This is a genomic window from Pseudomonas sp. Z18(2022) (assembly GCF_036346535.1).
In the GTDB taxonomy this organism is placed as follows: Bacteria; Pseudomonadota; Gammaproteobacteria; order Pseudomonadales; family Pseudomonadaceae; genus Aquipseudomonas; species Aquipseudomonas yamanorum_A.
Map to the genome: position 1 here is coordinate 151,019 of NZ_JAOTOA010000002.1, position 22,908 is coordinate 173,926.

23 protein-coding genes are annotated in these 22,908 nt (G+C 61.1%); 6 read left to right on the forward strand and 17 right to left on the reverse strand.

Features of this window, described 5'->3' with window-relative positions:
* The first annotated feature begins 51 nt into the window (after window positions 1–51).
* A complete protein-coding gene (locus tag V3W39_RS06025; RefSeq protein ID WP_177040941.1) occupies window positions 52–1,593 on the forward strand; it encodes a phosphoenolpyruvate carboxykinase in 1,542 nt (513 codons plus the stop codon).
* 57 nt (window positions 1,594–1,650) lie between these two features.
* Here the strand turns inward: V3W39_RS06025 and V3W39_RS06030 are convergent, their stop codons facing one another.
* The 5 genes from V3W39_RS06030 to V3W39_RS06050 form a co-directional block, all read right to left on the reverse strand.
* Window positions 1,651–2,502 (reverse strand): DMT family transporter, encoded by an 852-nt coding sequence (locus tag V3W39_RS06030; protein ID WP_330212472.1) that lies wholly within the window; start codon window positions 2,500–2,502, stop codon window positions 1,651–1,653.
* 108 nt (window positions 2,503–2,610) lie between these two features.
* On the reverse strand, window positions 2,611–2,967 hold the full coding sequence (locus V3W39_RS06035) for a DUF1493 family protein (protein WP_177075920.1): 357 nt from the start codon (window positions 2,965–2,967) through the stop codon (window positions 2,611–2,613).
* A gap of 750 nt (window positions 2,968–3,717) precedes the next feature.
* Entirely contained in the window at window positions 3,718–4,050 is a 333-nt protein-coding gene (locus V3W39_RS06040) for a hypothetical protein (protein ID WP_177075921.1), read from the reverse strand.
* A 281-nt stretch (window positions 4,051–4,331) separates the two neighbouring features.
* A complete protein-coding gene (locus V3W39_RS06045; protein WP_330212354.1) occupies window positions 4,332–4,925 on the reverse strand; it encodes a putative adenosine monophosphate-protein transferase Fic in 594 nt (197 codons plus the stop codon).
* The gene (locus tag V3W39_RS06050) at window positions 4,925–5,095 is read right to left on the reverse strand and encodes a YhfG family protein (RefSeq protein WP_003213201.1); all 171 of its coding nucleotides are present in this window, start codon (window positions 5,093–5,095) and stop codon (window positions 4,925–4,927) included. Before V3W39_RS06050 ends, V3W39_RS06045 begins: the two co-directional genes overlap by 1 nt.
* 209 nt (window positions 5,096–5,304) lie before the next feature.
* Here V3W39_RS06050 and V3W39_RS06055 point away from each other — a divergent pair, with 209 nt between their 5' ends.
* Both V3W39_RS06055 and V3W39_RS06060 read left to right on the forward strand, forming a co-directional pair.
* Window positions 5,305–7,242, forward strand: coding sequence for a RecQ family ATP-dependent DNA helicase (locus V3W39_RS06055; protein ID WP_330212355.1), 1,938 nt, complete (start codon window positions 5,305–5,307; stop codon window positions 7,240–7,242).
* Between the two features lie 23 nt (window positions 7,243–7,265).
* Window positions 7,266–7,697: an acyl-CoA thioesterase gene (locus tag V3W39_RS06060; protein WP_177040950.1), complete on the forward strand. Its 432-nt coding sequence runs from the start codon at window positions 7,266–7,268 to the stop codon at window positions 7,695–7,697.
* Between the two features lie 132 nt (window positions 7,698–7,829).
* Here the strand turns inward: V3W39_RS06060 and V3W39_RS06065 are convergent, their stop codons facing one another.
* The 4 genes from V3W39_RS06065 to V3W39_RS06080 form a co-directional block, all read right to left on the reverse strand.
* Entirely contained in the window at window positions 7,830–8,309 is a 480-nt protein-coding gene (locus V3W39_RS06065) for a glycine zipper domain-containing protein (RefSeq protein WP_076018173.1), read from the reverse strand.
* Between the two features lie 325 nt (window positions 8,310–8,634).
* Complete coding sequence (locus V3W39_RS06070) at window positions 8,635–10,983, reverse strand: FdhF/YdeP family oxidoreductase (protein ID WP_330212356.1); 2,349 nt, start codon at window positions 10,981–10,983, stop codon at window positions 8,635–8,637.
* Window positions 10,980–11,819 (reverse strand): formate dehydrogenase accessory sulfurtransferase FdhD, encoded by an 840-nt coding sequence (gene fdhD / locus V3W39_RS06075; RefSeq protein ID WP_330212357.1) that lies wholly within the window; start codon window positions 11,817–11,819, stop codon window positions 10,980–10,982. The genes V3W39_RS06070 and fdhD overlap by 4 nt, the downstream gene beginning before the upstream one ends.
* Window positions 11,820–11,914: 95 nt before the next feature.
* A complete protein-coding gene (locus tag V3W39_RS06080) occupies window positions 11,915–12,802 on the reverse strand; it encodes a LysR family transcriptional regulator (RefSeq protein WP_017478126.1) in 888 nt (295 codons plus the stop codon).
* A 163-nt stretch (window positions 12,803–12,965) separates the two neighbouring features.
* On the opposite strand from V3W39_RS06080, the gene lysM reads away from it, so the two are divergent.
* On the forward strand, window positions 12,966–13,406 hold the full coding sequence (gene lysM, locus V3W39_RS06085) for a peptidoglycan-binding protein LysM (protein ID WP_010168967.1): 441 nt from the start codon (window positions 12,966–12,968) through the stop codon (window positions 13,404–13,406).
* 92 nt (window positions 13,407–13,498) lie between these two features.
* On the opposite strand, the gene yrfG is transcribed toward lysM, so the two are convergent.
* On the reverse strand, window positions 13,499–14,161 hold the full coding sequence (gene yrfG / locus V3W39_RS06090; RefSeq protein WP_177040956.1) for a GMP/IMP nucleotidase: 663 nt from the start codon (window positions 14,159–14,161) through the stop codon (window positions 13,499–13,501).
* An 87-nt stretch (window positions 14,162–14,248) separates the two neighbouring features.
* Between yrfG and nudE the strand changes: the two genes are divergently transcribed.
* The gene (gene nudE / locus V3W39_RS06095; protein ID WP_177040958.1) at window positions 14,249–14,815 is read left to right on the forward strand and encodes an ADP compounds hydrolase NudE; all 567 of its coding nucleotides are present in this window, start codon (window positions 14,249–14,251) and stop codon (window positions 14,813–14,815) included.
* Entirely contained in the window at window positions 14,812–15,648 is an 837-nt protein-coding gene (gene cysQ, locus V3W39_RS06100) for a 3'(2'),5'-bisphosphate nucleotidase CysQ (RefSeq protein WP_177040960.1), read from the forward strand. The genes nudE and cysQ overlap by 4 nt, the downstream gene beginning before the upstream one ends.
* 160 nt (window positions 15,649–15,808) lie before the next feature.
* Here cysQ and V3W39_RS06105 read toward each other — a convergent pair whose 3' ends face one another.
* The 7 genes from V3W39_RS06105 to rfbB are packed head-to-tail and all read right to left on the reverse strand — an operon-like array spanning window position 15,809 to window position 22,893.
* Window positions 15,809–16,264 (reverse strand): YiiD C-terminal domain-containing protein, encoded by a 456-nt coding sequence (locus tag V3W39_RS06105; protein WP_177075932.1) that lies wholly within the window; start codon window positions 16,262–16,264, stop codon window positions 15,809–15,811.
* Window positions 16,265–16,291: 27 nt separating this feature from the next.
* Entirely contained in the window at window positions 16,292–17,677 is a 1,386-nt protein-coding gene (locus V3W39_RS06110) for a sigma-54-dependent transcriptional regulator (protein WP_177040964.1), read from the reverse strand.
* Window positions 17,674–19,482: a sensor histidine kinase gene (locus V3W39_RS06115; protein ID WP_177075934.1), complete on the reverse strand. Its 1,809-nt coding sequence runs from the start codon at window positions 19,480–19,482 to the stop codon at window positions 17,674–17,676. Before V3W39_RS06115 ends, V3W39_RS06110 begins: the two co-directional genes overlap by 4 nt.
* A gap of 36 nt (window positions 19,483–19,518) precedes the next feature.
* Window positions 19,519–20,400: a dTDP-4-dehydrorhamnose reductase gene (rfbD, locus tag V3W39_RS06120; protein WP_330212358.1), complete on the reverse strand. Its 882-nt coding sequence runs from the start codon at window positions 20,398–20,400 to the stop codon at window positions 19,519–19,521.
* A complete protein-coding gene (gene rfbC, locus V3W39_RS06125; RefSeq protein WP_177040969.1) occupies window positions 20,397–20,942 on the reverse strand; it encodes a dTDP-4-dehydrorhamnose 3,5-epimerase in 546 nt (181 codons plus the stop codon). Before rfbC ends, rfbD begins: the two co-directional genes overlap by 4 nt.
* Window positions 20,939–21,814, reverse strand: coding sequence for a glucose-1-phosphate thymidylyltransferase RfbA (gene rfbA, locus V3W39_RS06130; protein ID WP_177040970.1), 876 nt, complete (start codon window positions 21,812–21,814; stop codon window positions 20,939–20,941). The genes rfbC and rfbA overlap by 4 nt, the downstream gene beginning before the upstream one ends.
* Entirely contained in the window at window positions 21,811–22,893 is a 1,083-nt protein-coding gene (gene rfbB, locus V3W39_RS06135; protein WP_330212359.1) for a dTDP-glucose 4,6-dehydratase, read from the reverse strand. Before rfbB ends, rfbA begins: the two co-directional genes overlap by 4 nt.
* Between the last annotated feature and the right edge of the window lie 15 nt (window positions 22,894–22,908).

Below are 22,908 nucleotides of genomic sequence, written 5' to 3' on the forward strand. Positions count from 1 at the left end.
TTCTACTACAAAACGTTTGGAGCACTCGGCCATAGGCCGACGGGGAACCTCATGACGCAAGCCAATAACGCCGTATACACTGACCTGAGTGTTGACGATCTGGTCAAAGAAGCCCTGCAGCGCGGTGAAGGCGTGCTTGCCGATACTGGAGCGCTGGTCGTAGAAACCGGTCATCGTACCGGCCGTTCGCCAGTCGACCGCTTCATCGTTGAAGAGCCTTCCACCCAGGCTGCCATTGCCTGGGGCCCGATCAACCGCAAGTTCCCGGCCGACAAGTTCGACGCCCTGTGGGCTCGCGTCGAGGCATTCAACAACGCGCAAGAGCATTTCGTTTCCCACGTTCACGTAGGGGCTGCAGAAGACCACTACCTGGCCGTGAAAATGACCACCCAGACTGCCTGGCAGAACCTGTTCGGTCGTTGCCTGTTCATCAACCCGGCCCAGTACAACCCGGCCGGTCGTGAAGAATGGCAAGTGCTCAACGTGGCCAACTTCGAATGCGTGCCAGAGCGTGACGGCACCAACTCCGACGGTTGCGTGATCCTCAATTTCGCCCAGAAAAAAGTCCTGATCGCCGGCATGCGTTACGCCGGTGAGATGAAAAAAGCCATGTTCTCGGTGCAGAACTTCCTGCTGCCGGCCTCCGACGTACTGCCGATGCACTGCGCAGCCAACATCGGCGAAGCTGGCGATGTGACCCTGTTCTTCGGCCTGTCCGGCACCGGTAAAACTACCCTGTCCGCCGACGAAAGCCGTTACCTGATCGGTGACGACGAACACGGTTGGGGCGAGGGCGTGGTGTTCAACATCGAAGGCGGTTGCTATGCCAAGTGCATCGACCTGTCCGAGAAGAACGAGCCGGTTATCTGGAAAGCCATCAAGCACGGCACCGTGCTCGAAAACGTGGTGATCGACGATGCCAAACACGCCGACTACACCAACGTCAGCCTGACCCAGAACAGCCGCGCCGCCTACCCGCTGGAGCACGTGGCCAAGCGTTCCGAGAAAAACCTCGGTGGCGAGCCCAACGCTGTGATTTTCCTGACCTGCGACCTGACCGGCGTACTGCCGCCCGTGTCGATCCTCAGCGAAGAACAAGCGGCCTACCACTTCCTGTCCGGCTACACCGCTCTGGTGGGCTCGACTGAAATGGGTTCGGGCGGCGGCATCAAGTCGACCTTCTCCACCTGCTTCGGCGCCCCATTCTTCCCACGTCCGGCCGGTGAATACGCAGAACTGCTGATCAAGCGCGTGCGCGGCTTCGGCTCCAAGGTCTACCTGGTCAACACCGGCTGGACCGGCGGCGGCTACGGCGTTGGCAAGCGCTTCAACATCCCGACCACCCGTGGCGTGATTGCAGCGATCCAGAGCGGCGCGTTGATCGGTGCCGAGACCGAGCACCTGGACACCATCAACCTGGACGTGCCATTGGCTGTACCTGGCGTTGATACCGGCCTGTTGAACCCACGTAACACCTGGGCTGACAAGGCTGCCTACGACGAAGCCGCGAAAGCGCTGGCGGGTCTGTTCATCGAGAACTTCAAGAAGTTTGAAGTGAGCGATGCGATCAAGGCGGCTGGTCCGAAGTTGTAAGATTCGGCGGTTGTGAAAAAGCCGCCCCTTGTGGGCGGCTTTTTTGTGGGCGATGGATCAGTCGACGAGGTGCAAAACCACCGCTCCCACCAACACCAGTACCACGCCGGTTACTTGTATCGCTGAAAGTCGTTCCTTGAAAAATACAAATCCCAAAATCGCCGCGATCCCGCCGGATAGGGTGCTGATCACCGTCACCACGGAAACCGACCCCACCATTGCGCCCCACGAAAATGCCGAGAACCCGCCAAGGTTCATCAGGCTCGCCCCGGTCAATGTTGCGCAGTTTTTCAGCGGTGGGATTTTCAGGCCGTCTTTGACTTTAAGCACCATCATCACCAGCACACACAGGCCTACCAGATAGCCAAGCCAAAGCATCGTGACCGGGCCAAGTGTCGGCAGGGTGTAGCGGCCTTGCACCCAAAAGCTTGTGCCGTAGAGCAACGCTGCGAGCATTGCGTAGGCAATCGAGCGGCTGGAGCTGTTGTGAGGGACGCCGTTGTCCTTGTGAATGCTGGACAGGATCACGCCGACTACGCAGAGAGCGATGCAGCCGAGTTGGATCAGGCTGATGTGTTCGCCGCTGGCCCATGACAGTAAAGTGGTCACGACGCCGTAGGACGTCACCAGCGGTGCGACGATGGCCGCTTTGCCCAGGGAGAAGGCCTTGGACAGTGCGAGGGCGCCGGAGACGGTCAGCAGGGCTGCAGCGGCGCCAAGGAGCCAGACACTCAACGGTGCCGCGAGGGATTTGACGAGGAAGGCGGGGAATATGACCAGCAGCAGGGTCATGATCAGGAAGCCCAGGGCCTGGCCGAAATACACCGCGCGTTTTACGCCGACGGCTCGGGCGTTGAGGCCCACGAGAAAGTCCGTGCCGCCCCAGAGCAGGGCGGCCAGCAGGCCCATTAGTACGTCCATGTAAGGTCCTTGTTATTTTTTTGAGGCTACGGTGTATTGGCTTATAGGTGTGTTGATTGTTCGGGCCTCATCGCGGGCAAGCCCGGCTCCTACAGTTCAGCTGAGATTTTCCAGGGTTTGGGTGTCCCAACGCTGAGTCTTGATAGCCAGGTAGAGCATGCCGATGGTCAGCGGGATTTTATCGCCGCGACCTTTGGCTCGGCGTTTCAGGAACACATCAAAGACCGGAGGCTGGAAGTAACGATAAGCGTCGTAGTCGTTCAAGTCGACGGCGAAATCCTGTTCCAGCGCCTCAATGAATTGCTTGGCCTCGGTGCCGTCGCAGCCCAAGTCCAGGTTGATTGAGGTTTCGAGGCGGATGGTTTTGTGTTTAGGCAAGCCGATTTCGTCGTGCAGCAGTTGCAGGAGCTGCTGCATGGCGGCGTCTTCGGGGAAGTTGGGGGCCAGGTTCATGGTGGGGGCACGTTGGAGTGGGTGAGGAGGGCGGTTACGTTTCCGGCGGAATTTATTTCGTGTGATGAACAGTGCCAAGCCTATCAAGAACAGGGCGATAGGGAGGAGTTGAATGCTGAGAATGATGGCCACGTAGGGTAGCCAGAAAGTCAGGATTAGCGCCGTCGTTAGAAAGGTGAGGGCACATCGCTTTCTGATTGTGGCGTCGGTGATTTGGTAGTGCAGCAGCAGGTAAGCGGCGAAAAAGCACGCTGCTTGTAAGTAGAGCATCTGACTATGACTCATTTGAGTACACGTGCATTGAGGACGTAGAGCGTTGAGGGTCGATTCCGCCTTCAGCTTGAGCGTCAGCAGAGGCTTGTGCGTCAATCAAGCAGGGAGTGGCGAGTTTGTGTCGGTTATGGGGTGTTACGGTAAATTGGATCACGGTGAACGTGACGCCATAGTGGCCGATGTATTGAGTCCTTTCGAGGTTCACGGGGTTTCTGCCGAGTAGATGACGGGGCGCTAGTTTCGGTCAGGCTGCGGTGAGTTCTGTAGAGGGATTGGCTGGTGCGGGAAGCAGTTTGGGAAGGATATGGCGTGGCGCTCGGCGTTTTCTTACGGCCTTATCCTAGATTTGCAGTGGATTGATACTTCGCATGCGAAGAAATCAAAAGTGGGAGCCGGGCTTGCCCGCGATGGCGGTGTGTCAGTGGTAGAGGTGTTGTCTGACACTCCGCTATCGCAGGCAAGCCAGCTCCCACATTTTTAACTGTGTGATTGCTCAGAGGGTGTTCGCTTTATGGCATCTGCGGTGGTGAGTTGCATCATTCCGTATTGGGCGGCTTCCAGCAGGTCACATCCATCCTGGACCAGCAAATACAGGGCGTTGGTGATGTGGGAAATGTCTTTGAGGTCGGCCTGTTCGAAGGTCAGGCAGGAGAAGGTTTCCAGTAGGTCGGCTGCAGCGCGGATGCGTTGGTGTGCGGCGGACTGAATGTCTTCGGCAGCGGCTTCAGTATCTATGACCAGAGGATGGGTATCGGTGAAGTTGGTGCGCAGAAGGCGATAGCGATTTTCAGATGGATTTATAGCGCTCATTGATTTCGATCTCTGTAATTTAGGAGAACCGCCATCATCGTGACCAAGCGATGGGTGGCGGACTGTGTCCAGGTTGGTCAACCGGCAGAGATTCACCCGGCACGCCCGAAGGCGTCCCAAACACAGCCGCCATGAAGCGTGTGGGCACGAATGTGCCTACGACATCTGAGGGTGCGTATGCGAACTCTGTACAGGTGACCAAACCTGATCGCTGATTTTGCAGCGACGGGGCGAACTATAGGTGGGGGTGGCGTTGCGGTGCAAGTTGAGCAATGTTTTGCTCAGCGCGGGGTGCTGATGCACCGCTCAAAAATCGCCTCCAACCCCCGGTAATCACACGCCACCGCATCAATATTCGCCGGTATCCACGCCGCATTCTTCACCAACCACCAATTCACCGAAAATCCGGCGTTGACGATGATCTGCTCGAACAGAATCCGCTGCGCCCGGCCATTGCCTTCGCGAAACGGGTGGATCACGTTGAGGTCGCCATAAGCCTCGGCGATTTGCGTCACCAACTCGGCCTGGGTAGCCCCAACGAACCAGTTGGCCTGGGCCACGTGCTGGATGATTTTCGCGGCTTCGGGCGGTATACGCTCCGGTGTGCAAAACAGCGTGTCGCCTTTCTGGATATTGACCGTGCGCAGCTCACCGGCCCAATCGTAGATGTCGCCGAACAGTGTGCGGTGTATGTGTTGCAGGCGTTCAAGGTCGTAGGGTGGGGGATACAGCGGCAGGCTGCCTACTGCAATTTCAGACAGTTCCCGCTCGGCCTGGTGCAGGCGCTCTTCGTCGAACAAATCCAGGCGGTTACGCAGGACGCTGCTACCGGGGTAGCAGTACGGGTCCTGGCCCACGCCGTATTTGTCGAGCATCAGCGTGGCGTGTTGCGGTACTTGGCGAGGACGGCTTCGCGGGTCGGCAGGGGTTTGTCGACGTCGGCGGGCTGGGTGTCGAACCCTTCCAGGCGCAGGCTGGCCAGGTAGTTGGATCGGCGGATCTTGTCGTAGTGATCCTGCTTTTGCTCAAACGTCAGTTCGGCCATGACAGCGTCCTCTCGGTGCGAAGCTTGATTGTAGCGCAATGGGTTTGCAGATGCGTCCTGCGCGAGGTTGGAACGTTTCCTACTGGTGCCTACTCCATTGCCCAGGCTGTGTATCATCCTGACTCTTTTTAACTTGCGACCTTTCTCGATTCGCTGAATGCGCTGGTCTATGTTTTGGGCTCGTTCAGCGGTCAATGGAGTGACAGCTTATGCACAACACCCTCCAACAGGTCTTTGGTTATCCACAGTTTCGTTTGGGTCAGGAAGCGGCGGTCAGCGCGATTCTGGCGGGCCGTTCGGCGGCGGCGATTTTCCCCACCGGCTCCGGCAAGTCCCTTTGCTATCAACTATCCGCCGTGTTGCTGCCGCATTTGACGCTCGTGGTGTCGCCGTTGCTGGCGTTGATGCAGGACCAGTTGGGTTTCTTGCAGCGCCACGGTATTTCGGCGGGCAGCATCGACTCGGCCCAGAGCCGGGATGACGCCAATGACGTCATGGCCCGGGCGCGTTCGGGCGAGCTGAAAATCCTGATGGTCTCCGTGGAGCGTTTGAAGAACGAGCGTTTCCGCAATTTCCTGCAAAGCGTGCCGATCTCGCTGCTGGTGGTGGACGAGGCTCACTGTATTTCCGAATGGGGCCATAATTTTCGCCCGGATTACCTGAAGCTGCCGGATTACCAGCGCCAGTTCCGTATCCCACAGGCGTTGTTGCTGACGGCTACCGCCACGCCCAAGGTGATCGCCGACATGCAGGCCAAGTTCGCCATTGCGCCGGACGATGTGATCACCACGGGCTTCTACCGCTCCAATCTCAACCTGCTGGTGGAGCCCGTCGCTGGCCAGGACAAGCGTCGACGGCTGGTGGCATGGATGAAGGAGCGGGCCAATCAGCCGAGCATCGTCTACGTCACCCTGCAGAAAACCGCCGAACATATCGCCGAGCATCTGAATCGCAACGGTATCCAGGCCGAGGCTTACCACGCGGGCCTGGCGCACGATAAGCGTGAGGGCATCCAGAGGCGATTCATGGGCGGCCAGTCCAACTGCATCGTCGCCACCATCGCCTTTGGCATGGGCATCGACAAGAGCGACATTCGCAACGTGGTGCACTTCGACTTGCCCAAGTCCATCGAGAACTACAGCCAGGAAATCGGTCGCGCCGGGCGTGACGGGCAGCCTTCCGACTGCCTGGTTCTGGCGAATCGCGACAGCCTGAATATTCTGGAAAACTTTGTGTACGGCGACACGCCGGAACAGGAAGGTATTCGCCGCGTGCTTGAGGAGATACAGGCATCCCGTGGTGACGGGCAGTGGGAGTTCCTGCTCCGCTCGCTTTCGGACCAGAGCAACATCCGCGAACTGCCGCTGAAGACCTTGCTGGTGCAGCTTGAACTCAAGGGCGTGATCGCGCCGCGCTATGCGTTTTACGCTGAATACCGTTTCAAGTATCTGATTGAGCCAGAAGCCTTGCTCGCGCGTTTTTCCGGCGAGCGGCAGCAGTTTGTCGCAGCGATTATCCAGGTCTGCAAACGCGCGAAAACCTGGGCGACCGTGGATTTCGATGCGCTTTACCAGCAGCATCAAGCCGAGCGCAACCGTGTGGTGAAGGCCCTGGATTACTTCCAGGAACAGGGCCTGATCGAGATGGAAAGCAAGCAGATGACCGAGGTTTACAGCTTGCTCAATACCGACTTTGATCCACAGGCGCTGAGCACAAAGTTATACACAGGCTTCAAGCAGCACGAGGTGACGGAAGTGGCGCGGATTCACGCCATGCTGGATCTGTTCGCCACAGAGCAGTGCCTGGGTTACCGCCTGGCGCACTATTTCGGCGATGAAAATGCGCCCCGGCAATGCGGGCATTGTTCGGTGTGTCACGGTAATGTCGCTCACTTGCCGCCGCCACCAAGCCTGCCGCCGCTTGTGGATAAAAACTTCCAGGCGCTGTGCGGTGATTTTATCCACAGGCATCATGAGTACAACGGTCACTTGCCGGGCGCTGAGCGCTTGACGCGGTTCCTGGGCGGGATCAGCGTGCCGTTGTTTACCAAGCTGAAGGCTAAGAGCATTCCAGGCTTCGCCGCGCTTGAGGAATATCCCTACGCCGAGGTGCGTGAATGGGCTGAAGCTCATTTGGACGACCTGTAAATCAACTGACCCGAGATTTGTCCATGTCCGATTCAATGCCACAGCGCGCCGACTACCGTCACTTCCAGCCGATCATCACGCGCTGGCACGACAACGATGTGTATGGCCATGTGAATAACGTCACCTACTACAGCTTCTTCGATACAGCGGTGAACACCTACCTGATCGAGCAGGGCGGGTTGGATATTCATGACGGTGAAGTGGTTGGGTTTGTGGTGAGTTCGGCGTGTGACTACTTCGCCTCGATCGCTTTTCCGGAGCGCATCGAGATAGGCCTGCGGGTGGGCAAGTTGGGCAACAGTTCGGTGCAGTATGAGTTGGCGGTGTTCAAGGCTGGCGAAGACGACGCCTGTGCCGCGGGGAGGTTTGTGCATGTGTTCGTGGATCGGGCGTCGAACCAGCCGGTGACGATTCCAGAAGCGCTGCGAGGTGCCTTGCAGCGCTTGGTGGCCTGACGCAGCTTATGTGGGAGCTCGCTTGCCGGCGATAGCATCGCCGCGATTTGGTTGATACACCGAGGCGACCGCATCGCAGGCAAGCCAGCTCCCACACTATTTTGCTGCGTTTTCCGGAAGGTATTTCAAGTCTTACCGGTGGCGATAGTGATGCTTGTTCTTGCGATGCCCATAAGCATGGCCGCGCCCGCGATGGTCGTCGCGGTCATAACGGCGGTTGTCGCGCCCGCGGTAACGACGGTCATCGTCATCGCTCTTGTTGCCCATGTAGTTGCCCAGCGCGCCACCGGCGCCACCGCCGGCTGCTGCGCCGATCAGGCTGCCGGTGCTGCCGCCGACACTGCGGCCCACCACGTTGCCACCGGCTGCGCCCAACGCGCCGCCAATGGCCGCTTCGCCACGGCTGCGTTTGTCTGCACCAACCGCACTGCCGCCTGCGCCGCCGAGGGCTGCACCGATGGCCGAACCGGTGTTACCGCCCAACTGCTGGCCTACGACCGAACCTAAAACCCCGCCCAATGCGCCGCCCACACCGGCTTCGGTGGTGCCACCGGCCATGGCTGCGCCACTGACCAGGCCAAGGGACAACAAGAGAATCGAGGAGAACTTCATAGAGGAACCTCAAGAGGATGACGGCGCGATCCTGAGGTTGTATCGAGGCGGAAACAATCGAAACCCGACCAGTGGTATGGGTTGTATACAATTCTATAAGTTGCTGTTTTGTATGGGGAACTTAAGTGATTTTTGCGAGTCTTTAACTACTTCGGAACGGCCGCTTTTATGCAAAAGCGGCCTTTTTTGTGCCCGTAAAAAACTCAGGTGCTGTTTGTGGCGAGGGAGCTTGCTCCCGTTGGGCTGCGCAGCGGCCTCGAAATTTTTACGGGCGCTTCGCACCCGAACGGGAGCAAGCTCCCTCGCCACAATAAGACGGCGTGGCTTAGGCCGACTTCGCCATGATCAAGCCGGTCGCACTCGCTGCTTCCAACCGAATCGCCACGAATTTCGAGGTTGGCGTATGGCTGCCATCCCCGGTGCTCTCCAGCGGCACCAGCGGGTTCACTTCCGGGTAATAAGCCGCAGCTTGTCCTGCCGGAATATCAAACGCCAGCAAGGTAAAGCCCTTCACCCGACGCTCGCGGCCGTCATCCCAGATCGACACGATGTCGGCCTTCTGCCCCGGCTTGAAGCCCAGGCGGATGATGTCGGCTTCGTTGACGAACAGCACATCCCGCTGCCCCTTGACCCCGCGATAGCGGTCGTCCAGGCCATAGATGGTGGTGTTGTACTGATCGTGGGAGCGCATCGACTGCATGATCAGGTCCGGCAGTTGCCCGGTATTGCGGGTGCGTTCGTGCACCAGGTCCTTGGGCAGGATGTTCGGGCGGAAGTTGGCGCGGCCCGACGGGGTGTTCCAGCGACGTGCGCCGGCCGAGTTACCCAGGTAGAAACCGCCCGGGTTTTTCAGGCGTTCGTTGAAGTCCTTGAAACCCGGAATGGTGTCGGCGATCAGGTCGCGAATGCGGTCGTAATCGGCTACCAGCCAGTTCCAATCCACCGGCTTGCTGCCCAGGGTGGCGGCGGCAATGCCCGCCAGAATCGCAGGCTCGGATTTCATCTGTTTCGACAGCGGCTGCAACTGCCCGTTGGAGGCGTGGACCATGCTGAACGAGTCTTCCACGGTCACCGCTTGCGGGCCTTCGGCCTGGATGTCGATGTCGGTGCGGCCCAGGCACGGCAGGATCAATGCGTCTTTGCCGTGCATCAGGTGGCTGCGGTTGAGCTTGGTGCTGATCTGCACGGTCAGGTCGCAATTGCGCAGGGCTTCGAAGGTACGCGGGCTGTCCGGCGTGGCTTGGGCGAAGTTGCCGCCCAGGCCGATAAACACTTTGGAGCGGCCTTCGAGCATGGCGTGGATGGCCTCCACCACGTTATGGCCGTTTTCCCGCGGTACCTGGAACTGGAAGCGACGTTCCAGGGAGTCAAGGAACGCCACCGGTGGCCGTTCGTTGATGCCCATGGTGCGGTCGCCCTGCACGTTGCTGTGGCCACGCACCGGGCACAGGCCCGCGCCCGGGCGGCCGATGTTGCCGCGCAGCAGCATCAGGTTGGCGATTTCCTGGATGGTCGGCACCGAATGGCGATGCTGGGTGATGCCCATCGCCCAGCACATGATCACGTTCTTGCCTTTGGCGTACATGCGCGCCGCTTGCTCGATCTCCACCAGGCTCAGGCCTGACTGCTCGACGATTTCATCCCAGGAGGTGTCGTCGATCTTGCCCAGGTAATCCAGCACGTTGGTGGTGTGTTCGTTGAGGAAGTCGTGGTCGAACACGGCTTCTTTGCCTTCGGCCTGGGCCTGGCGTTCCCACAGCAGCAGGAACTTGGCCATGCCGCGCAGGATGGCCATGTCGCCACCCAGCGCCGGGCGGAAGTAGGCGGTGTTGGTCGGCTTGTCGCCGTTGGTGAGCATTTCCAGCGGGTGTTGCGGGTGCTGGAAGCGTTCCAGGCCACGCTCTTTGAGCGGGTTGATGCACACCACCTGGGCGCCACGTTTTACCGCTTCGCGCAGCGGTTCGAGCATCCGAGGGTGGTTGGTGCCGGGGTTCTGGCCCCAGACGAAAATCGCGTCCGCATGCTCGAAGTCATCGAAGGTCACGGTGCCTTTGCCCACGCCCACGCTTTGCGCCAGGGCCACGCCGCTGGCTTCGTGGCACATGTTCGAGCAGTCCGGAAAGTTGTTGGTGCCGTAAGAGCGCACGAACAGTTGATACAGGTAAGCCGCCTCGTTGCTGGCCCGGCCCGAGGTATAGAACTCGGCCATGTCCGGGTTTGGCAGTGCGTTGAGGTGCTTGCCGATCAGGTCGAACGCCGACTCCCAACTGATGGGCTTGTAACGGTCGGTTTCGGCGTCGTAGCTCATTGGCTCGGTCAGGCGGCCCTGATACTCCAGCCAGTAGTCGCTCTGCTCCAGCAGTGCGCTGACACTGTGCTTGGCGAAGAACGCGGCGTCGACCCGGCGCTTGGTAGCTTCCCAGTTGACCGCCTTGGCGCCGTTCTCGCAGAACTTGACCATGCCGCTTTCCGGCGAGTCGCCCCAGGCGCAGCCCGGGCAGTCGAAGCCGCCGTTCTGGTTGGTCTTGAGCATCATGCGGATGTTTTTCAGCGCGTTGTCGCTGGTCAGCCAGGCTTGCGCCACGCTGATCAGTGCGCCCCAGCCACCGGCCGGGCCTTTGTAGGGCTTGTAGCGCGGGGTGGGTTTATCGTCGGCTTGATGATGATTGCTCACGCTTGATTCTCCATCGCAGGGCTGTAGACCCGCGGCGCACTTTTCTGCGGCAGGTGGATGAGATTGAGGTTGTGCCGGCGGGCCCATTGCAGGGCCAGGCCGGTGGGCGACGACAGGCTGACCAGGGTCTGGATGCCTGCGCGCAGGACTTTCTGGATCAACTCGAGGCTGCAGCGACTGGTAACAATCGCCAGGCCGCCGTCGGTCGGAATCTTTTGGCGGATCAGCGCGCCGATCAGCTTGTCGAGGGCGTTATGCCGGCCGATGTCTTCACGGCCCAGCAGCAATTCGCCCTGGTTGTTCATGAACACCGCCGCATGCACCGCGCCGCTGTACTGGCCCAGGGGTTGGAACGCGCTGATGCGCTGGCGCAGGCCATCCAGCCATTCGGCAGGCGGCAGGGGCGCGCCGGGCAGCACCTTGAGGTTGGGCAGCGCCTGTTCTACGGCCTCTACCCCGCACAGTCCACAGCCGCTGGTGCCAGCCAGTTGCCGGCGCTGCTGCTTCATATTCCAGAACGCGCGGCTGGAGATCTGTACCTGAGCGTATTGAGTTGAACCCGATCCGCTGATTTTCAGGTCATAAATGTCGCTAACGTCTTCGATAATGCCGCTACCGACGCTGAAGCCGACAATAAAGTCTTCAAGGTCGGTGGGCGTTACCAGCATCACCGCCTGGCTGATGTCGTTATAGGCAATCGCCAACGCAACTTCCTCGGCGAGCGCGGTGCTGGCCGATTCGGTGTGTTCGAGATTACAAAACTGGTAGCTCTGGCTGGCGGCGGGCGCGGGCGTTTCGAGGGCAGGCGCCGCGCAGACTGGGCGCTGGGCGTTCATTGGGCATTACCACCGGGAGTATTCAGCTCTAAGACTAGGCGCGACAAAGGGTCGCGTCTAATCGTCAGTACTGATCTATCGATAGATGACGTCGATCAAGGTTCCAGCAGCGATTTCTGGTACAGCGCAAAACAGGCTTCCGCCAATGCCGAGCGCGGAGCACTGCGACGCATGATCAACCCCAGGCGGGCCAGAGTGTGAGCGTCTTCAATGGGTTGCAGGCGCAGGTGCTCGGTGAGGGCGTCGAGGCCGCCGTCCAGTGGCATCACCGCGCAGCACAGGCCGCCGTGCACGGCTTGTAACAATTGATGGACGGCATCGGTCTGCAACAGCGGCTGCGGGTTGAGGCCGCGGCTGTGGAAGTTGTGGTCGATGGACTGGCGAAAGTGCATGCCGCTGGTGAGCATGCCCAGGGGCAGCTCGATCAGCGCTTCCCAGCTCAGGGGCTTGTCGCCGAAGCTGAAGAACCGTTGGTCGTACAGCAGGCCCATGCGGGTTTCGCCCAAGGCCAGGGAGTCGAAACGCTCGGCGTCCAGGCGTTCGAGGTACGACACACCGAGGTCCAGGCGGTTGCTCGCCAGTTGTTCGAGGATCTGCTCGGAGCTTAACGCGGACAGCTCAAAGCGCAGGCTCGGGTGCTCTTTATGCAGCTTCTGCATCAATGCCAGCGGATCGAAGCTCGACAACGGCACCACGCCCAGGCGCAGCGTACCCACCAGGTTGCCCCGACAGGCGGCGGCCTCGGCCTGCAAGCCGTCGTACGCTGCCAGCACCGTGCGTGCCCAGGCCAACACGCGCTCACCCGGAGCGGTAAAACCTTCGAAGCGCTGGCCGCGATTGACCAGTGGCAGTTGCAGCTCTTCTTCCAGGCTGCGCAGGCGCATCGACAGGGTCGGCTGGGTGATATGGCAACGCGCGGCGGCCTGGCCGAAGTGACGGGTTTCGTCGAGGGCGATGAGGAATTTCAGCTGCTTGATGTCCATCTTCGCTCCAGGGCGTGGTCCATAGGCGGGGAATTCTAGCGCGTTTGGGGTCGGGGCTCAGGAACCGTAGGAGTTATCCGGTCTTTGGTCGGGCAGGAACCCAATTCTGTGGGACTGGTCTAGTCTTTTGCATCTGGAATTCATATCCCAAGGAGAGCGCACCATGAGTATTTTCAGTTTTGTTAAGGAAGCAGGCGAGAAGTTGATTGATCTGTTGACGCCGGGTAATGCCAACGCGAGCGAGCAGTTGAAAGATCACGTGGCCAAGGTCGGGTTGGGTAATCCCAATGTGCAAACCACCGTTGATGGTGACAAGGTGACCGTGACTGGCGAAGTTGCCAGCCAGGAAGAGAAAGAAAAAATCCTGTTGGCGCTGGGCAATATCGCCGGCGTTGCGAGTGTTGATGACCAGATTACTGTTTCCGGTCCGGTTGTCGCTGCGGCCCGCTTTGTGGTGGTGAAAAAGGGCGACACGCTGAGCGCGATCTCCCTGGCGGTGTATGGCAACGCCAACCAGTACAACAAAATCTTCGAGGCCAACAAGCCGCTGCTGTCCCACCCGGACAAAATCTACCCAGGGCAGACACTGCGTATTCCTGAGTAAGGCTTCATATTGAGTGATGGCAATCGCGGGCAAGCCCGCTCCCACATTTGGAATGCATTCTCCTGTGGGGGCGGGCTTGCCCGCGATGCGATCTAAAGCCCGACAATCAACTCCCGATAATCCCCCACCGCCGCAAACTCCGCCGTGTCCTTAGGCCCCTTCCGGCTGTCCGGCTCCTTCACCGCCAGCAAGTGCCCCACGCCAAAATCCCGGGCGCTGCGCAAGATCGGCAAGGTGTCATCGATAAACAGGCTGCGGGCCGGGTCGAAGGCGATGTCGGCGCACAGGGCGTCCCAGAACTGTGGGTTTTCCTTGGCAAAACCATAGTCATGGGAGCTGATCAGTCGCTCGAAATAAGGCGCCAACTCGATGCGCTCCAGCTTCAACGACAGCGAATCGCGATGCGCGTTAGTGATCAGGATCACCCGCTTGCCGGCCTGCTTGATCGCCGCCAGGAAGGTATCGGCGTCCGGGCGCAAGGCGATCAGGTGGGCGGTTTCCAGCTTGAGTTCACGCACCGGGATCTTGAGTTCGGCGCTCCAGAAATCCAGGCAATACCATTGCAACTGTCCGGCGTTACGCTCGAACAGCGGCTGCAGCTCCATCTCGGCCATGGCCCGGCTCACGCCATGCAGTTCGGCGTAGCGCTGGGGCAGGTGCTCCATCCAGAAATGATTGTCGAAGTGCAGGTCGAGTAAGGTGCCGTCCATGTCCAGCAGGACGGTGTCGATGGCGTGCCAGGGCAGTGGAGGCATAAAGAACACTCATGTAAGAAAAGATATCCGACACAGACAATCGGAAAAGCCACGGTATAGTAACCCGATCACGCCAAGGAGCCGCTCATGCGCCAGAAACCCACCGTCCTCGCCCGCGAAATAGTCGCCAGTAGCCGTTTGTTCCGCGTGGAGGAAGTGCAATTGCGCTTTTCCAATGGCGTGGAGCGGACCTACGAACGCCTGGTGGGCAGGGGGGCCGGTTACGGCGCGGTGATGATCGTGGCGATGATCGACTCGGACCATGCGCTGCTGATTGAAGAATATTGCGGCGGCACTGACGAGTACGAACTGTCATTGCCCAAGGGCCTCATCGAGCCGGGTGAGGATGTGTTGGCGGCCGCGGACCGGGAGCTCAAGGAAGAAGCTGGTTACGGCGCCCGCCAGTTGGAACACATCACCGAACTGTCGCTGTCCCCCGGCTACATGAGCCAGAAAATCCAGGTGGTACTGGCCACCGAGCTGTACGAAGAGCGCCTGGAAGGCGACGAGCCGGAGCCGATGCGCGTTGACCGGGTCAACCTGCGGGAGCTTTCGCAGTTGGCGCAAAACGAGCAGTTCAGCGAGGGCCGTGCCTTGGCTGCGCTGTATCTGGTACGTGACCTGCTGACTCAACGAGGAGCGTTCCAGCCATGAGCGAACTGTTCCTGGGTCACCCGTTTATTGCCCCCGTGATTGAGTTGGCCCGCCAGGCCGGCGAGGTCATCCTGCCGTACTGGCGTGCCGACGTGGCCGTGACCACCAAGACCGATGATTCGCCGGTCACTGCCGCCGACCTGGCCGCCCATCACCTGATCCTCGCCGGGCTCACCGCCCTGGACCCGAGCATTCCGGTGCTGTCTGAAGAAGACGCGGACATCGACCAGAGCGTGCGCGCCGGTTGGCAGCGCTGGTGGCTGGTGGACCCGCTGGACGGCACCAAGGAGTTCATCTCCGGCAGCGAGGAGTTCACCGTCAACATCGCCCTGATCGAACAGGGTCGCGTGGTGTTCGGCGTGGTATCGATACCCACCAGCGGCCGTTGCTACTTCGGCGGTGCCGGGCTGGGCGCCTGGCGCTCCGATGTGAGTGAGCCGCCCAAGCAGATTCAGGTACGCCGGACACCTGCGGCGGGCGAGGCGTTTACCGTGGTTGCCAGCCGACGGCATAGCAGCCCGGAGCAGGAGCGTTTGCTGGCCGGTTTGAGTGTGGGATTGGGCGAGTTGAAGCTGGCCAATATCGGCAGCTCGTTGAAGTTTTGCCTGTTGGCTGAAGGCAGCGCCGATTGCTACCCGCGCCTGGCGCCGACCTCGCAGTGGGACACGGCGGCGGCACAGGGTGTGCTGGAAGGGGCGGGCGGTGAAGTGCTGGAGCTGGATGGGCAGCCGTTCAGTTATCCGGCTCGGGCGTCGCTATTAAATCCGTTCTTCCTGGCGTTGCCGGCTAAAGCGGAGTGGCGCGAGCGGTTGCTGACCCTGGCTCGTTCCTGAAGCCCGGCGCCCCGTAGCAGCTGTCGAGCGCCAGCGAGGCTGCGGTGGCAGCACCGCTGTAATCACGGCTGGCGCAGGACCGAGTTGCGCCCGACGCAGCCTCGCTGGCGCTCGACAGCTGCTACGGGGCGGGCGTTATACGGGGCGGGGGTTATGATTGTTAGCGGTGCAGCACGTACTGGCCAGTGAAGGCCACGGCCCGCTCTTCACTGCCCTCATTGACAATCCACGTCTCCAGCGCCAACCGCGCCCGGCCATAACGCTTATACGTCGCCAAAAAACGCTTCCACACCTTCTCATCAGGTGCCTGGCAAACCGCCGTCGCATCAGTAGTCACCGGCAGCGGGTAACTGATCTGCCCTTCCTGAATCACGATGTGCCCATCTTCAATCCCTTCCTCACGCAACTGCAGATGCAGCCAACCCCAGCCTGCCAGCACGGCACCGCAGTAGAGGCTGCCGCCAAACATGGTGCTCTTGTGGTTGATGTTGGCGTCCAGCGGCAAGCGCAGTTGCAGTTGTCGGTCCTGCCAGTCGAGTACCTTGAGGCCCATTTCCCGGGTCAGGGGAATGTCGTGGTGAAGGATCGATTCCAGGTAACGGCTATCGCGACTCATGGTGGCCTCGTGGCAGGTGGAAAAGGGTCATTCGTCGTCAGCGTGACTGTTGCCGCTGTCGGCGAAGTTCAGCCCGTGCTTGCGCAGTTTGTCGTGCAGGGTTTTACGCGGCACGCCCAGCGCTTCGGCAAGGCTGCGCATGGAGTTGTGGGGGCGCGTCAGTTCAGCGGCGATCAGGCTTTTTTCAAACTGTTCGACCTGTTCGCTCAAGCCGCCGGGCGTGCTGGTGAGGATGCCGGTCGAAGGGTTGTCCGGGGTGCTGTCCAGCGCCAGTTCCAGGCCCAGGGCGAAGCGCTCGGCGGCGTTTTGCAGCTCGCGCACATTGCCCGGCCAGCTGTGGCGCAACAGCAGAGCGCGTTGGCCCGGTTGCAATTCTTTCATCGGTAGGCCGTGGCGGGTGCTGGCTTCGTCGGCAAAGTGCTGGAACAGCATCAGCGCGTCCTCACCCCGTTCGCGCAGTGGCGGAATGCGCAGGGGCGCGACGTTGAGGCGATAGTACAAGTCAGCCCGGAAGCGCCCCTGGTCGGCGGACTGGCGCAGGTCTTCCTTGGTGGCGGCGATGATGCGGATATCCAGCGGGATCAACTGATTGCCCCCCAGACGTTCCACCACGCGCTCTTGCAATAGCCGCAGCAGCTTGACCTGCACATCCAGGCTCATGCTTTCGATTTCATCCAGAAATAGCGTGCCGCCATTGGCGAATTCGAATTTGCCGATGCGCCGCTTCTGGGCGCCGGTAAAGGCACCCGGCTCATGCCCGAACAGCTCGCTTTCCACCACCGACTCGGCCAGGGCGCCGGCGTTGATCGCCACAAACGGGCCGGTGCGGCGGTTCGACAGGTCGTGCAGCGCACGCGCCACCACCTCTTTGCCGGCGCCGGTCTCGCCGAGGATCAGCACGTCGGCCTTGGTCGCCGCCAGTGCGCCGATTTGCTCGCGCAGGCGCAGCATCTGCGGTGAGTGCCCCACCAGGCGCGTGCTCAATTGCTGGCGGTCGCTCAAGGCCAGGCGCAGGCTGCGGTTGTCCAGCACCAGGCGGCGCAGGGCGAGGGCACGGCGCACGCTGTCGAGCAGGGCGTCGCTGGCGAAGGGTTTTTCCAGGAAGTCGTAGGCGCCGGTACGCATGGCCTGCACCGCCAACGGCACGTCGCCGTGGCCGGTGATCAGCAGCACCGGCAGCTCCGGGTCTTGCGCGTGGAGTTCCCTCAGCAGCTCCAGGCCATCCATGCCGGGCATACGGATGTCACTCACCACCACGCCCGGCCAATCCCGGGACAGGCGCGCGGTCAGGCCCTGGGCTTCGCCGAGGGTCAGGACCTTCAGCCCGGCCAGGTCCAGGGTCTGGCACAGGGCCTGACGCAGGTGTGGATCATCGTCGATCAACACCACCTGAATCTGGTTATCGATACTCATACACTGCGGTCCTCGGACGGTTGCAGACTGACACCCGGTGCTCCGGCGCGCAGTTTCAAGGTTAACAGCGCGCCGCCTTCCTTGTGGTTGGCGAACAACAGTTCACCGCCGAAGGCGCGCATCAGGGTGTCGCAGATCGCCAGGCCCAACCCCAGGCCCTGGGTGCGGGTCTTGGTGGTGTAGAAGGGTTCGCTGGCGCGGCCCAGGGCTTCCATGCAGAACCCCGGACCGTTGTCGCGAATGTACAGGTTGACGCCCTGTTCGGTGGTTTGGGCACTCAACCAGAGTTTGCGTGGCGGGCCTTTTTCGGTCAGGGCGTCGAGGGCGTTGGCCAGCAGGTTGCCCAGCACCTGGCGCAAGCGGGTTTCGCCGGCTGCGACCCACAAGGTGGCCTCGGGTAAATCGCGGATCAACTCGACCTCCATGGACCGCCTGCGCTTGGCCAGCAGCGCCAGCGCATCATCCAGTGCCGGTTGCAGGGCCACGCTTTCCGGCGCATGCCGGTCACGCCGGGCGAAGGCGCGCAAGTGGGCGATGATCGAGGCCATGCGCCCGGTCAATTCGCTGATCAGCTTGAGGTTGCCACGGGCGTCGTCGGTGCGTTGGTGGTCCAGCAGGATCTCGGCGTTTTCCGCGTAGCTGCGAATCGCCGCCAGCGGTTGATTGAGCTCGTGGCTGATGCTCGCCGACATGGTGCCCAGCGCCGACAACTTGCCGGCTTGTACCAAATCATCTTGGGCGCGTACCAGTTCCTGCTGGGCATGTTCGCGCTCCAGTACTTCCTGTTTCAGGCGCCGGTTGAGGCCTTCCAGGTCGCTGGTGCGTTCGATCACGCGCATTTCCAGCTCGCGGCGGGCCTTGGCTTCGAAGGCGATGCGCTCCAGGTAGTGACGACGGCGCTGCATCATCAAGCCGAGCAACAGCATCAGCACCAACAGGGTGGCGCCACCTACGGCGACCACGGTGCGCACCGGGCGGCTGATCAGCGTGCGGGGGGCAAGAATCTCGACCTTCCAGCCGGTTTCGGCAATGTCGGTGGCCTGGCGTACCCAGGCCGTAGAGCTGAGGTTCAGCGGCTGCGGGTCGCGCGTCGGGTAGGGCTGGATGGCGATGATGGCGCGGCGTTCTTCGTCCGTCAGTGGTCGGGTGGCGCGGAATCGCCATTGCGGGCGCGAGGTCAGGATCACCACGCCGTTGTGGTCGGTCACCAGCAGTTGTTCCGGTGTGTTGCCCCACAGGCTTTCGGTGTGGTCCAGGTCGACCTTCACCACCAGCACGCCGATGATCTTGTCGCCATCGCGCACAGCGGCGGCGAAGAAGTAGCCGCGTTTGGCCGAGGTGGTACCCAGGCCGAAGAAGCGTCCGAGGCGCCCGGCCATGGCTTCGCTGAAGTAGGGGCGAAAGGAAAAGTTACGCCCGACGAAGCTGTCCTGCTTGTCCCAATTGGACGCGGCGAGGGTCTTGCCGGTGGTGTCCATCAGGTACATCACTTCCACCCCGGCCTGGGCGGCAACGTCCTTGAGCAGGTGGTTGGCGTTGACCAGGTTGGTGCTGACCTGGGGCGCGTCGATGGCGGTGCGCAGGGCCGGCAGGTCGCCGAGGATCTGCGGCAACACTTCGTAGCGGTGCAGGGTGCCCAGCAGGTTGGCGACGTACAGGTCCAGCGTCTGGCGGTTCTGCCCGGCCAGTTCGCTGCGGTAATAGCGCTCGGCCAAGTGCTCCAGCGGCCACAACAGCGGTGCCAGGCACAGCGCCAGCAAGGCCAGGCTGCGCCAGCGGGGTCTTCGCGGAAGGGGTGGAGTCATGGGAATCGTGCGCCTGTGGGTACAGGCGCATTATGCCTACGCCTGCTCGGCAAGACACTCGCGCAATGCGTCGTGCCATTGCGGCTGCGATACGTGCCACTGTTGTTGCAGGTGGCTGCAATCGAGGCGTGAGTTCAGCGGACGCTTGGCGGGTGTCGGATAGGCGCTGGAGGGAATCGCCTCCAGCTCTGCGCAAGCTTTGCCTTCGGCTCGTAATTGCTCGCCGATTGCCTGTGCAAAACCGAACCACGAGGTCTCGCCCTGGGCGGTCAGGTGGTAGACCCCCCAATCCCCGGCCTGGCCCGCTTGCCAGCGTTCGATCAGGGCCCGGGTGCTGTTGGCGATGGTGCCGGCCCAGGTCGGCGCGCCGATCTGATCGGCGACGATGCGCATCTGCGGCTTTTCCTGCAGCAGGCGCTGCATGGTCAGCAGGAAGTTCTTGCCATGGGTCGAGTAGACCCAACTGGTGCGCAGAATCAGGTGCTCACCGCCGACCGCGGCGATTGCCTGTTCACCGGCCAGCTTGCTTGCGCCGTAGACACCCAGCGGATGGGTTGCATCGCCCTCGTTGTAAGGCGCGGCCTTGCTGCCGTCGAACACATAGTCGGTGGAATAGTGGATCAGCGGAATGCCCAGTGCCTTGGCTTCCTCGGCGAAGACGCCGGGGGCGGTGGCGTTGATGGCGAAGGCCGCCTCCGGCTCGCTTTCGGCTTGATCGACGGCGGTGTGCGCGGCGGCGTTGATGATCAGGCCCGGGCGGTGGGCACGCACTTGCTGGCGGATCTGCTCGGGCTGCGCCAGGTCAAGCTGGTCGCGGCCCAGCACGATCAACTCACCCAAGCCCTGGAGGCGCTGTTGCAGCTCCCGGGAGACCTGGCCGTATTGGCCGCTGATAAGAATTTTCAACGGGGTGCTCATGGGAACAGGTCGGCCTCTTGCAGGCTTTTGCCGGCCTGATCCTTGGCGGACAGTTGCGGCGCCTCGGTCAGCTCCCAGTCGATGGCCAGCGTCGGGTCGTTCCAGAGGATGCTGCGCTCGGCGCTCGGCTGGTAGTAATCAGTGGTCTTGTAGAGGAATTCTGCGTAGTCGCTCAGCACCACAAATCCATGGGCGAAACCTTCCGGCACCCACAGTTGGCGGTGGTTGTCGGCGGAAAGTCGCACACCCACCCATTGCCCGAAGTTGGGTGAGCTACGGCGAATGTCTACGGCCACATCCAGCACTTCGCCGGCGGTGACGCGCACCAGTTTGCCCTGGGTATGTTCGAGCTGGTAATGCAGCCCGCGCAGCACACCTTTCTGCGAGCGCGAGTGGTTGTCCTGCACGAAGTCACGCTTGAGCCCGGTGGCCTCTTCGAAGGCGCGGGCGTTGAAGCTTTCGTAGAAAAAACCGCGCTCGTCGCCGAACACTTTCGGTTCGATGATCAGTACGCCCGGCAGCGAGGTGTCGGTGACCTTCATTTTTGCTCCCCGGCCAGTGAGTACAGGTATTGGCCGTAGCCGGTCTTGCCAAAGTATTTGGCCCGTTCCAGCAAATGGTCGCGATCGATCCAGCCGTTCTCGTAGGCGATTTCTTCCAGGCATGCCACTTTCAAACCCTGGCGGTGCTCGATGGTCTGCACATACGTCGAGGCTTCCAGCAGGCTGTCGTGGGTGCCGGTGTCGAGCCAGGCGAAACCACGGCCGAAGCGCTCCACATGCAGGTCGCCGCGCTGGAGGTAGGCGTTGTTGACGTCGGTGATTTCCAACTCGCCACGTGGCGATGGCTTGACGGCCTTGGCGATCTTGATCACGTCGTTATCGTAGAAATACAGCCCGGTCACCGCGTAGCTGGACTTTGGCTTCGCCGGTTTTTCCTCGATGGAAAGCGCGCGGCCCTCGCTGTCGAAATCGATCACGCCGAAACGCTCCGGGTCCTTGACCCAGTAGCCGAACACGGTGGCGCCGGATGGGCGCTCGGCGGCGGTGCGCAACTGGTCGCCGAAATGCTGGCCGTGGAAGATGTTGTCGCCCAGGATCAGGCACACCGGGTCATCACCGATGAACTCTTCACCAATCAGAAACGCCTGGGCCAGGCCATCCGGTGACGGTTGTTCGGCATAGGTGAAACGCACACCAAACTGGCTGCCATCGCCCAGCAGGTTGCGGTACTGCGGCAGGTCCACCGGGGTGGAAATCACCAGGATGTCCTTGATCCCGGCCAGCATCAGCACCGAAATCGGGTAGTAGATCATCGGCTTGTCATACACCGGCAACAGCTGCTTGGAAACGCCCAGGGTAATGGGGTGCAAACGGGTGCCGGAGCCACCGGCCAGTACGATTCCCTTCATCATGCGATCAGATCCTTAAAGTCGGTGTTGCCCAGTCGTTCGCCCTGATAACTGCCGTCCTGGACCCTGCGGCACCATTCCAGGTTATCGAGGTACCACTGCACGGTTTTGCGCAGGCCGGTTTCAAAGGTTTCTTCGGGCACCCAGCCCAGCTCGCGTTCGATCTTGCTGGCGTCGATCGCGTAGCGCTGGTCGTGGCCCGGGCGATCCTTGACGAAGGTGATCAGGTCGGTGAATTTTTCGACGCCCGCCGGGCGCTGTGGCGCCAGCTCTTCCAGCAGGCCGCAGATGCTGCGCACTACGTCGATATTCTTCTGCTCGTTGTGGCCGCCGATGTTGTAGGTCTCGCCCACCACACCTTCAGTCACCACTTTGAACAGCGCACGGGCGTGGTCTTCGACGAACAGCCAGTCGCGCACCTGCAGGCCATCGCCATACACCGGCAGCGGTTTACCGGCCAGGGCGTTGAGGATCACCAGCGGGATCAGCTTCTCGGGGAAGTGGAAGGGCCCGTAGTTGTTCGAGCAGTTGGTCAGCAGCACCGGCAGGCCGTAAGTGCGCTGCCAGGCACGCACCAGGTGATCGGACGCAGCTTTGCTGGCCGAGTACGGTGAGCTGGGCGCGTAAGGCGTGGTCTCGGTGAACAGGTCATCCACGCCGTGCAGGTCGCCGTACACTTCATCCGTGGAGATGTGGTGGAAGCGGAAGGCGCTTTTGGCCGGTTCTTCCAGCTTATGCCAATAGCCGCGTGCGGCCTCCAGCAGGCTGTAGGTACCGACGATATTGGTCTGGATAAAATCCGACGGGCCGTCGATGGACCGGTCCACATGGGACTCGGCCGCCAGGTGCATGATCGCGTGGGGCTCAAAGCGCGCCAGCACGGCGCTGACGGTGGCCTGGTCGATGATGTCGGCCTGGACGAACTCATAGCGGCTATTGGTCGCGATGCTGGTCAGCGACTCAAGGTTGCCTGCGTAGGTCAGTTTGTCCAGGTTGAGCACTTCGTGCCCGGTGTGTTGAATCAGGTGCCGGATCAGAGCTGAGCCGATGAATCCGGCGCCGCCAGTGATGAGAATGCGCATGTCGGAGGCCCTTTT

What these genes read in the sequence shown, in the direction of transcription:
- V3W39_RS06065 (WP_076018173.1), bottom strand. Translation starts at nt 8,309, where the DNA reads ATGAAGTTCTCCTCGATTCTCTTGTTGTCCCTTGGCCTGGTCAGTGGC.
- V3W39_RS06080 (WP_017478126.1), bottom strand. Translation starts at nt 12,802, where the DNA reads ATGGACATCAAGCAGCTGAAATTCCTCATCGCCCTCGACGAAACCCGT.
- V3W39_RS06110 (WP_177040964.1), bottom strand. Translation starts at nt 17,677, where the DNA reads ATGAGTATCGATAACCAGATTCAGGTGGTGTTGATCGACGATGATCCA.
- V3W39_RS06050 (WP_003213201.1), bottom strand. Translation starts at nt 5,095, where the DNA reads ATGGCCGAACTGACGTTTGAGCAAAAGCAGGATCACTACGACAAGATC.
- V3W39_RS06035 (WP_177075920.1), bottom strand. Translation starts at nt 2,967, where the DNA reads ATGAACCTGGCCCCCAACTTCCCCGAAGACGCCGCCATGCAGCAGCTC.
- fdhD (WP_330212357.1), bottom strand. Translation starts at nt 11,819, where the DNA reads ATGAACGCCCAGCGCCCAGTCTGCGCGGCGCCTGCCCTCGAAACGCCC.
- rfbD (WP_330212358.1), bottom strand. Translation starts at nt 20,400, where the DNA reads ATGAGCACCCCGTTGAAAATTCTTATCAGCGGCCAATACGGCCAGGTC.
- cysQ (WP_177040960.1), top strand. Translation starts at nt 14,812, where the DNA reads ATGAGCGAACTGTTCCTGGGTCACCCGTTTATTGCCCCCGTGATTGAG.
- rfbA (WP_177040970.1), bottom strand. Translation starts at nt 21,814, where the DNA reads ATGATGAAGGGAATCGTACTGGCCGGTGGCTCCGGCACCCGTTTGCAC.
- V3W39_RS06055 (WP_330212355.1), top strand. Translation starts at nt 5,305, where the DNA reads ATGCACAACACCCTCCAACAGGTCTTTGGTTATCCACAGTTTCGTTTG.
- rfbB (WP_330212359.1), bottom strand. Translation starts at nt 22,893, where the DNA reads ATGCGCATTCTCATCACTGGCGGCGCCGGATTCATCGGCTCAGCTCTG.
- V3W39_RS06060 (WP_177040950.1), top strand. Translation starts at nt 7,266, where the DNA reads ATGTCCGATTCAATGCCACAGCGCGCCGACTACCGTCACTTCCAGCCG.
- V3W39_RS06025 (WP_177040941.1), top strand. Translation starts at nt 52, where the DNA reads ATGACGCAAGCCAATAACGCCGTATACACTGACCTGAGTGTTGACGAT.
- lysM (WP_010168967.1), top strand. Translation starts at nt 12,966, where the DNA reads ATGAGTATTTTCAGTTTTGTTAAGGAAGCAGGCGAGAAGTTGATTGAT.
- V3W39_RS06105 (WP_177075932.1), bottom strand. Translation starts at nt 16,264, where the DNA reads ATGAGTCGCGATAGCCGTTACCTGGAATCGATCCTTCACCACGACATT.
- V3W39_RS06045 (WP_330212354.1), bottom strand. Translation starts at nt 4,925, where the DNA reads ATGCTCGACAAATACGGCGTGGGCCAGGACCCGTACTGCTACCCCGGT.
- V3W39_RS06030 (WP_330212472.1), bottom strand. Translation starts at nt 2,502, where the DNA reads ATGGGCCTGCTGGCCGCCCTGCTCTGGGGCGGCACGGACTTTCTCGTG.
- V3W39_RS06040 (WP_177075921.1), bottom strand. Translation starts at nt 4,050, where the DNA reads ATGAGCGCTATAAATCCATCTGAAAATCGCTATCGCCTTCTGCGCACC.
- yrfG (WP_177040956.1), bottom strand. Translation starts at nt 14,161, where the DNA reads ATGCCTCCACTGCCCTGGCACGCCATCGACACCGTCCTGCTGGACATG.
- V3W39_RS06115 (WP_177075934.1), bottom strand. Translation starts at nt 19,482, where the DNA reads ATGACTCCACCCCTTCCGCGAAGACCCCGCTGGCGCAGCCTGGCCTTG.
- nudE (WP_177040958.1), top strand. Translation starts at nt 14,249, where the DNA reads ATGCGCCAGAAACCCACCGTCCTCGCCCGCGAAATAGTCGCCAGTAGC.
- rfbC (WP_177040969.1), bottom strand. Translation starts at nt 20,942, where the DNA reads ATGAAGGTCACCGACACCTCGCTGCCGGGCGTACTGATCATCGAACCG.